Annotated in this window: 6 protein-coding genes; all 6 read left to right on the top strand. The window is 31.8% G+C overall.

Going from position 1 to position 7,170, the window contains the following annotated elements; genetic code table 11:
• Positions 1-151 precede the first annotated feature (151 nt).
• The 6 genes from wecB (at position 152) to B3J29_RS05500 (ending at position 7,169) form a co-directional block, all read left to right on the top strand.
• Positions 152-1,273, top strand: coding sequence for a non-hydrolyzing UDP-N-acetylglucosamine 2-epimerase (gene wecB / locus B3J29_RS05525; protein ID WP_286964579.1), 1,122 nt, complete (start codon positions 152-154; stop codon positions 1,271-1,273).
• Positions 1,274-1,285: 12 nt separating this feature from the next.
• On the top strand, positions 1,286-2,548 hold the full coding sequence (gene wecC / locus B3J29_RS05520; RefSeq protein ID WP_286964578.1) for a UDP-N-acetyl-D-mannosamine dehydrogenase: 1,263 nt from the start codon (positions 1,286-1,288) through the stop codon (positions 2,546-2,548).
• A gap of 76 nt (positions 2,549-2,624) precedes the next feature.
• Complete coding sequence (locus B3J29_RS05515; protein WP_286964577.1) at positions 2,625-3,662, top strand: glycosyltransferase; 1,038 nt, start codon at positions 2,625-2,627, stop codon at positions 3,660-3,662.
• The gene (locus B3J29_RS05510) at positions 3,659-4,771 is read left to right on the top strand and encodes a glycosyltransferase (RefSeq protein ID WP_286964576.1); all 1,113 of its coding nucleotides are present in this window, start codon (positions 3,659-3,661) and stop codon (positions 4,769-4,771) included. The genes B3J29_RS05515 and B3J29_RS05510 overlap by 4 nt, the downstream gene beginning before the upstream one ends.
• A 44-nt stretch (positions 4,772-4,815) precedes the next feature.
• Positions 4,816-6,096 carry an O-antigen polysaccharide polymerase Wzy gene (locus tag B3J29_RS05505; RefSeq protein ID WP_286964575.1) on the top strand — a complete coding sequence of 427 codons (1,281 nt, stop codon included), beginning with the start codon at positions 4,816-4,818 and terminating at the stop codon, positions 6,094-6,096.
• 38 nt (positions 6,097-6,134) lie between these two features.
• Positions 6,135-7,169, top strand: coding sequence for a polysaccharide biosynthesis protein (locus tag B3J29_RS05500; protein ID WP_286964574.1), 1,035 nt, complete (start codon positions 6,135-6,137; stop codon positions 7,167-7,169).
• Position 7,170: the final 1 nt, after the last annotated feature.

Below are 7,170 nucleotides of genomic sequence, written 5' to 3'. Positions count from 1 at the left end.
TGGTGAATTGGATGCTCTTAAACTAACTTTCGCAAGAGATCTATTAATTGGTTTTAATTTTTAAAATTGTATGATTTTTTTAGCTAAAATATTATACAATAATATGAAAATACAAATACTGGCAATGTTGGTTGAAAAGTGTAGCAGTCTTATGAAAAAAGTACTTTTAGTTTTTGGCACACGACCAGAAGCAATTAAAATGGCACCATTAGCTTTACAATTAAAACAACAGGAAGCTAGTTTTGAGACCAAAGTGTGCGTAACAGGTCAGCATAGACAAATGTTAGATCAGGTACTGGAACTTTTTAACTTAACACCAGATTTTGACTTAAATCTAATGAAGCCAGGGCAAACCTTGTCTGACATTACTTCTGGTGTATTGAAAGGCTTAGAGCAAGTTTTTGCTGAATGGACACCAGATGTTGTGTTGGTGCATGGCGATACTGCCACAACTTTTGCCGCCTCTTTAGCTGCGTACTATCATAAAATTGCGGTTGGTCATGTAGAAGCAGGTTTGCGTACTGGCGATATTTATTCACCTTGGCCTGAAGAAGCGAATCGTAAACTTACAGGTGCTTTAACCACTTATCATTTTGCGCCGACTCAATCTTCTTATAATAATTTAATTAAAGAAAATATAGACCCAAAAAATATTACCATTACAGGCAATACCGTTATTGATGCGTTGCTTACCGTCAAAGAAAAGGTTGAAACAGATTGGGCGGCTATTGCTCAATTTGAGCAGCAATTTAACTTTTTAGATTCGACAAAAAAACTAATTTTGGTGACAGGTCATCGCCGAGAAAACTTTGGTCAGGGCTTTTTAAATATTTGTACAGCATTGGCAAATATTGCAAAACAGTATCCTGATGTGCAAATTGTATACCCTGTACACTTAAACCCAAATGTACAAAAGCCTGTAAATGAATTGCTATCGGGTATTTCTAATATTTATTTAATAGCACCGCAAGACTACTTACCTTTTGTGTATTTAATGAACCACAGTTATTTGATTTTAACCGACTCTGGCGGTATTCAGGAAGAAGCGCCTTCTTTGGGTAAACCAGTATTGGTGATGAGAGATACAACCGAGCGCCCAGAAGCGGTAGAGGCAGGTACAGTCAAACTTGTAGGAACAGATGCAGCACTTATACAACAGTCTGTGATTGAGCTATTAGAAAATACAGACTTGTACCAAACGATGGCGGCAGCGCACAATCCATATGGTGATGGTACAGCTAGTCAACAAATTATTCATGCTTTAAATAAATAAATTGAGTTAAAAATGCAACAGTTTAAACATATTTGTGTTATTGGTTTAGGTTATATTGGTTTACCAACTGCAGCGACCTTTGCTGCGCATGGAGTAAAAGTTACAGGTGTAGATGTTAACCCACATGCGGTGAATTTAATTAATCGGGGTAAAGTTCATATTGTAGAACCAGACCTAGATGCTTTAGTGCGTGACGTTGTTGCACAACAAAAGCTTTCTGCACAATTAAGTCCAGTTGCTGCAGATGCTTATATTGTGGCTGTACCGACCCCTTTTAAAGATAACCATGAACCAGATTTAAAATATATTGAATCTGCAGCGAAAGCGCTTGCACCACACTTGGTGAAAGGTAATTTAGTTATTTTGGAATCTACTTCGCCTGTAGGTGCAACTGAACAAATGGTGGCATGGCTGAGCGAAGCACGTCCAGATTTAAGTTTTCCACAACAGGTTGGCAAACAGGCAGATATTTTAATTGCTCACTGCCCAGAGCGTGTATTGCCAGGTAAAGTGCTGCAAGAGCTGATTAGTAATGACCGTATTATTGGTGGAATGACACCTCACTGTTCGCAAGCGGCAATTGATTTATACAAAGTTTTTGTAAAAGGTAATTGCATTGAAACCAATGCACGTACGGCAGAAATGTGTAAATTGACTGAAAACTCATTCCGTGATGTGAATATTGCATTTGCTAATGAGCTTTCTATTATTTGTGACAAGTTAGATATAAATGTGTGGGAGTTGATTCAGCTAGCGAACCGTCATCCGCGAGTCAATATTTTACAGCCAGGTCCGGGAGTGGGCGGGCACTGTATTGCAGTTGACCCATGGTTTATTGTGTCTAAAACGCCAGAGCAAGCCCGTTTAATTCGTACGGCACGTGAAGTGAATGATAGTAAACCTGATTGGGTGATAAATCAGGTGAAAATTAAGATTGCTGAATTTTTACAAGCCAACCCTGAAAAAACCATTAAAGATGTAACTGTAGCTTGCTATGGTCTGGCATTTAAACCTGATATTGATGATTTGCGTGAAAGCCCAGCTTTAAATATTACAAAAAAATTAGCTGAACAAGGTTTAAGTATCTTAGCAATCGAGCCTAATATTATAGAGTTACCTTCAAATACTCCACATAATATAAAATTAGTTTCATTAAATGAATGTGAGCAAGCAGATATACATTTACTTTTAGTAAAGCATAGTGAATTTAATATTTTGAATTTGTCCAATGAGAAATTTTCTATTAATTTAGTAGGCTTTATTAATTTAAATTAAAGATTTTTGCTAGGAATGTCTAATATTAAAGTTGTGATAATGATATTCTTGTTTTTATGAGAAGTAGAGTGAAAAGATGAAGCCTAAGGTTTTGTTAATTAATGAGGGGGTTCTCCAGCATTATAGGGTATCTTTGTTTAATAGTTTAACAGAGGATGTGGATTTATGTGTGGCGCATATTGGTGATAAAGTGTCAGGCACGGAATTTAATCAAATTACATATGGTATAGTTAATATAGGGCCTTTTAGCTATTACTCAATTGATGGGCTCAATGAATATGACTATGTTATTTTTCCATTTAATTTAAGAAATTTAAATTTATATTTGGAATTGTTTAAAATAAGAAATTATAAAAAAATTTTGTTTGGTATAGGGGTTAATGCATCCTATCGGAAAGGATACGATGCTAAAGACTTAATTTCAGTGTTAAGGATTTTATTTGTAAAAAAATATGATTATTCAATATTTTATGAAAAGTATCCAATATTGAAGTATATCTCTTGGGGGGTATCTCCAAAAAAAATGTCAGTTGCATATAATACAGTGACTCCTAATAAGAAATTTAATATTGAGGATAAAACATATGAATCAATAATTTTTATAGGCTCTCTTTATAAGCAAAAAAAAATTTTTGATCTCATAGAGGCTTATAGTATTTTAATTAAAAATGATACCAATTTTTTAAATCTTGAAATTATTGGTGATGGTCAGGAATTTAATAACTTAAGGAACTATATTGAAGAAAAAGGTTTACAAAATCATGTAAAGTTGCATGGCAATATTATAACTGATGATCACCTATTGCCTATTATGCAAAGAGCAGCAGTATGTGTGTCTCCCGGCCAGGCAGGATTATCAGTTCAAAAGAGTTTCTCTTATGGAGTGGGTTTTATAACAACACAGGAAGCAATTACAGGTGGTGAGATATTATCTATTCAAGAGGGTGTAACCGGAGACTTCTATGACGGTAGTATTAATGATCTTGTTAGAACATTAAAAAAGTATTGTGATATAAATTATTGTAAATCAATATCAATAAACTCTTACTTTTTTTATAATAAATTCAGGAGTGTAAGAAATTGGCGTGAAGGTTTTTTAAGGAATATTAAATGAAATATATAATTGATAATTCAAACTTGTACGCTGGTGGTGGTATACAAGTAGCAAGTTCATTTCTTAATGATCTTAAAAATTTAAATTTAAAAAATGAATATCATGTTATACAGTCATTTAAAATGGCTGAGAGTTTTGATATTAATGATTTCCCTGTGAATTTTAAATTTTATAACCTGTGTAGAGAAAGTGAAAAATCGATTGTAATTCGCATAAAAAAAGTTAAATTAATAGAAAATAAAATTATTCCTGATTGCATTTTTACTATATTTGGGCCTTCTTATCATAAAAGTAAATTTCCTAAAATAGTTGGTTTTGCTATACCTCACATCATTTATGGTGATTCACCCTACATTAAAAACCTTGATCTTTTAAGTAAAATTAAAAATAAGCTTATTATGGAGTTTAAAAGGTTTTTTTTTGTTAAGAATTCTGATGCTTTGGTTTTTGAAACAAACGATGCTTGTAAGAGGTTTGAAAAACTATCAGGTTTTGAAAATAACTATGTAGTTGGTAATACATTAAATCAGATTTTTTTGGATCAATCTAAATGGAAGTCATTTGATCTCAATGATAATAATAAATTGAAAGTTTTAATGGTGACAGCTAATTATCCGCATAAAAATATAATGTTAATTCCATCTATTATTGATAAGCTTATAGTTGAGAAGGGTTTTAATAATTTTAAATTTATTATTACATTAGATAAAAAAGAATTAGGATTTTCCTCTGTATATGATGATTATATTCAATATGTCGGTAAAGTATCTTTATCTCATTTACCATCTTTATATGAGCAGTCAACAATAGTATTTATACCAACGCTATTGGAGGTATTTTCAGCTACCTATTTGGAAGCAATGTACATGTCTAAAGCAATTGTAGCATCTGATATGGGGTTTAGTAGAGATATTTGTGATGATGCAGCTTATTATTGTAATCCTTTAGATACAAATCAGTATGTAGATGGTATATTTAATTTATTATCTAATTCACACTTAAGAGAATCTTTAGAAAAAAAAGGTAGAGCTAGAGTTGAAGAATTTGGTTCTAGCATGGAAAGAAGTCTAAAGTATTTAGAAATTATTGAAAATATAAATTCTAAATAAAACCTCATAAGTGAAATTAATGTTTGATGCCTGTGGGGTAATTTATGATTCTATATCAAAATAATATTATTTTTTCTATTTTTTTAGCAATTATAATCATTTTTTTATCTTTTTACATGGGTTTGAATTTTGATTATGTTGGAGTCAGCTTTTTAATTAACTGTCTTGCGGTTATTTTTTTAATTTGTGTTGTTCTTAAGGAAAATATTAGTAGTATTCTTTTTTTTTATATCTTTAACTTGTTATTTTTCTGTTTTGTTCCTTGGGTTAATTATACTGAGGGGGTGATTTTTTGGTCAAATGAGATTTTTTCAAAGGATGATTATTTTTTTAGTAATATTTTGATTTTTTTTATAAATTTTTTAATTTTATTTTTTTATAAAATCTCACCGGTATTTGTGAGTGTTGAAAGTAGGGTGTTAAAAGCTAAAAATTTTTCTTTAAATTTGCTTATATGTTTTTTTTGTTCATTTATTATCTTTAATGCTGCAAATTTTAATATTGATAAAATTTTTTTTAGAGGTATTTTGGATGATGATAATATTTATGAATACTCTTCTTTTGAAACCCTTTTAATACAGGTTTCTAGATTTTTACCAGCATTTATATTTATAAAATTTTTTTTAGATAAAAGATATTTTGAATCATTTATTTTTTTATTTTTTCTAATTTTTTGTGCTTTTCCTACGGGAATTCCTAGATATCTTGTTGCTTACATCTATATTCCAGTACTCTTAATTGTTATTCCTAGTTTAAAGTCATCTAGAAAAATTTGTTCTATTATGATTTTTTCAATGATTATTTTATTCCCATTTCTTAATGAGTTTAGATATTATTATTGGGGTAAAGAAATAAAAATTATTCCTGATTTGGCTTTTTTTAATCAGGCTCATTTTGATGCTTATCAAAACTTTATGGAAGTAATAAGAGTAGATTATATAACATATGGAAAGCAAATTTTAGTTGTAATGTTGTTTTTCATACCACGGAGTTTTTGGGAGAGTAAACCTATTGGAAGTGGTGCTCAATTAGCTATTGATAATAACTATATATTTACGAATATATCAATGCCGTATATTGCAGAAGGTTATGTTAACTTTGGCTATATAGGGATAATTATTTTTATTTTATTTGCATCATTCTTTATGAAGCAGATTGATTTTAAGTATTTAAATAATATTAAATTATCTGAACATAATTTTAGTATAGCTAAAGGTGTATTTTTCTGTGCTGCAATTTTTTTCATTTCACGTGGTGACTTGTTGTCAAGTTTTGCATACATGATTTCTGGTGTGGTAGCCTTTAAGATTGTTGAGAAAATTTAATCATTAATTTAAATTTAATATTTAATCAGGCGCTAAAAATGTTTGAAAATAAAGTTCTTTTAATTACAGGCGGTACAGGTTCATTTGGTAATGCTGTTCTAAAACGCTTTTTAGAAACAGATATTAAAGAAATCCGTATCTTTAGTCGTGATGAAAAAAAGCAAGATGATATGCGTAAGAAATACCAATCATCTAAACTTAAATTCTATATTGGTGATGTGCGCGACTATAATAGCGTACTGAATGCAACGCGAGGAGTAGACTATATTTACCATGCCGCTGCTTTAAAACAAGTCCCTTCTTGTGAATTTCACCCTATGGAAGCGGTAAAAACCAACGTTTTAGGTACAGAAAATGTGTTGGAAGCAGCCATTCAAAACCGCGTAAAACGTGTAGTGTGCTTAAGTACAGACAAAGCTGTCTATCCTATCAACGCTATGGGTATTTCCAAAGCCATGATGGAAAAAGTCATGGTAGCAAAATCACGTAACCTAGAAGAACTCGAAACAGTGATTTGCGGCACACGTTATGGCAATGTTATGGCATCTCGTGGATCAGTCATTCCACTATTTGTAGATCAAATTCGCCAAGGCAAACCGCTTACCATTACAGACCCTAACATGACCCGTTTCATGATGACTTTGGAAGACGCGGTTGATCTAGTTTTATATGCGTTTGAACACGGTGAAAATGGTGATATTTTTGTACAAAAAGCACCTGCAGCAACCATTGAAGTTTTGGCTCAAGCATTAAAAGAACTACTTAACGTAGAACAGCACCCTGTTTCTATTATGGGTACGCGTCATGGAGAAAAAGCCTATGAAGCATTACTTAGCCGTGAAGAAATGGTGGTTGCGATAGATCAAGGCTATTACTTCCGAGTGCCAGCAGATCAACGTGACCTTAACTATGAAAAATATGTAGAAGAAGGTGACTCAAAAATTACCGAATTTGAAGACTATAACTCACATAATACCGAACGCTTAGATGTTGAAGGTATGAAAAAGCTTCTGCTAAAACTTGAATTTATTCGTGCCTTAACTCAGGGCCAATATGTTGATCCTGAGGCATAAA

The sequence above is a fragment of the Acinetobacter sp. UBA5984 genome (assembly GCF_002429925.1).
Lineage (GTDB): Bacteria > Pseudomonadota > Gammaproteobacteria > Pseudomonadales > Moraxellaceae > Acinetobacter > Acinetobacter variabilis.
This window is presented reverse-complemented; position numbering and strand designations above follow the sequence as displayed.

Excerpts from the sequence above, each read along its gene's own strand:
- wecC (WP_286964578.1), top strand. The coding sequence starts at position 1,286 with ATGCAACAGTTTAAACATATTTGTGTTATTGGTTTAGGTTATATTGGT.
- B3J29_RS05515 (WP_286964577.1), top strand. The coding sequence starts at position 2,625 with ATGAAGCCTAAGGTTTTGTTAATTAATGAGGGGGTTCTCCAGCATTAT.
- B3J29_RS05500 (WP_286964574.1), top strand. The coding sequence starts at position 6,135 with ATGTTTGAAAATAAAGTTCTTTTAATTACAGGCGGTACAGGTTCATTT.
- B3J29_RS05505 (WP_286964575.1), top strand. The coding sequence starts at position 4,816 with ATGATTCTATATCAAAATAATATTATTTTTTCTATTTTTTTAGCAATT.
- B3J29_RS05510 (WP_286964576.1), top strand. The coding sequence starts at position 3,659 with ATGAAATATATAATTGATAATTCAAACTTGTACGCTGGTGGTGGTATA.
- wecB (WP_286964579.1), top strand. The coding sequence starts at position 152 with ATGAAAAAAGTACTTTTAGTTTTTGGCACACGACCAGAAGCAATTAAA.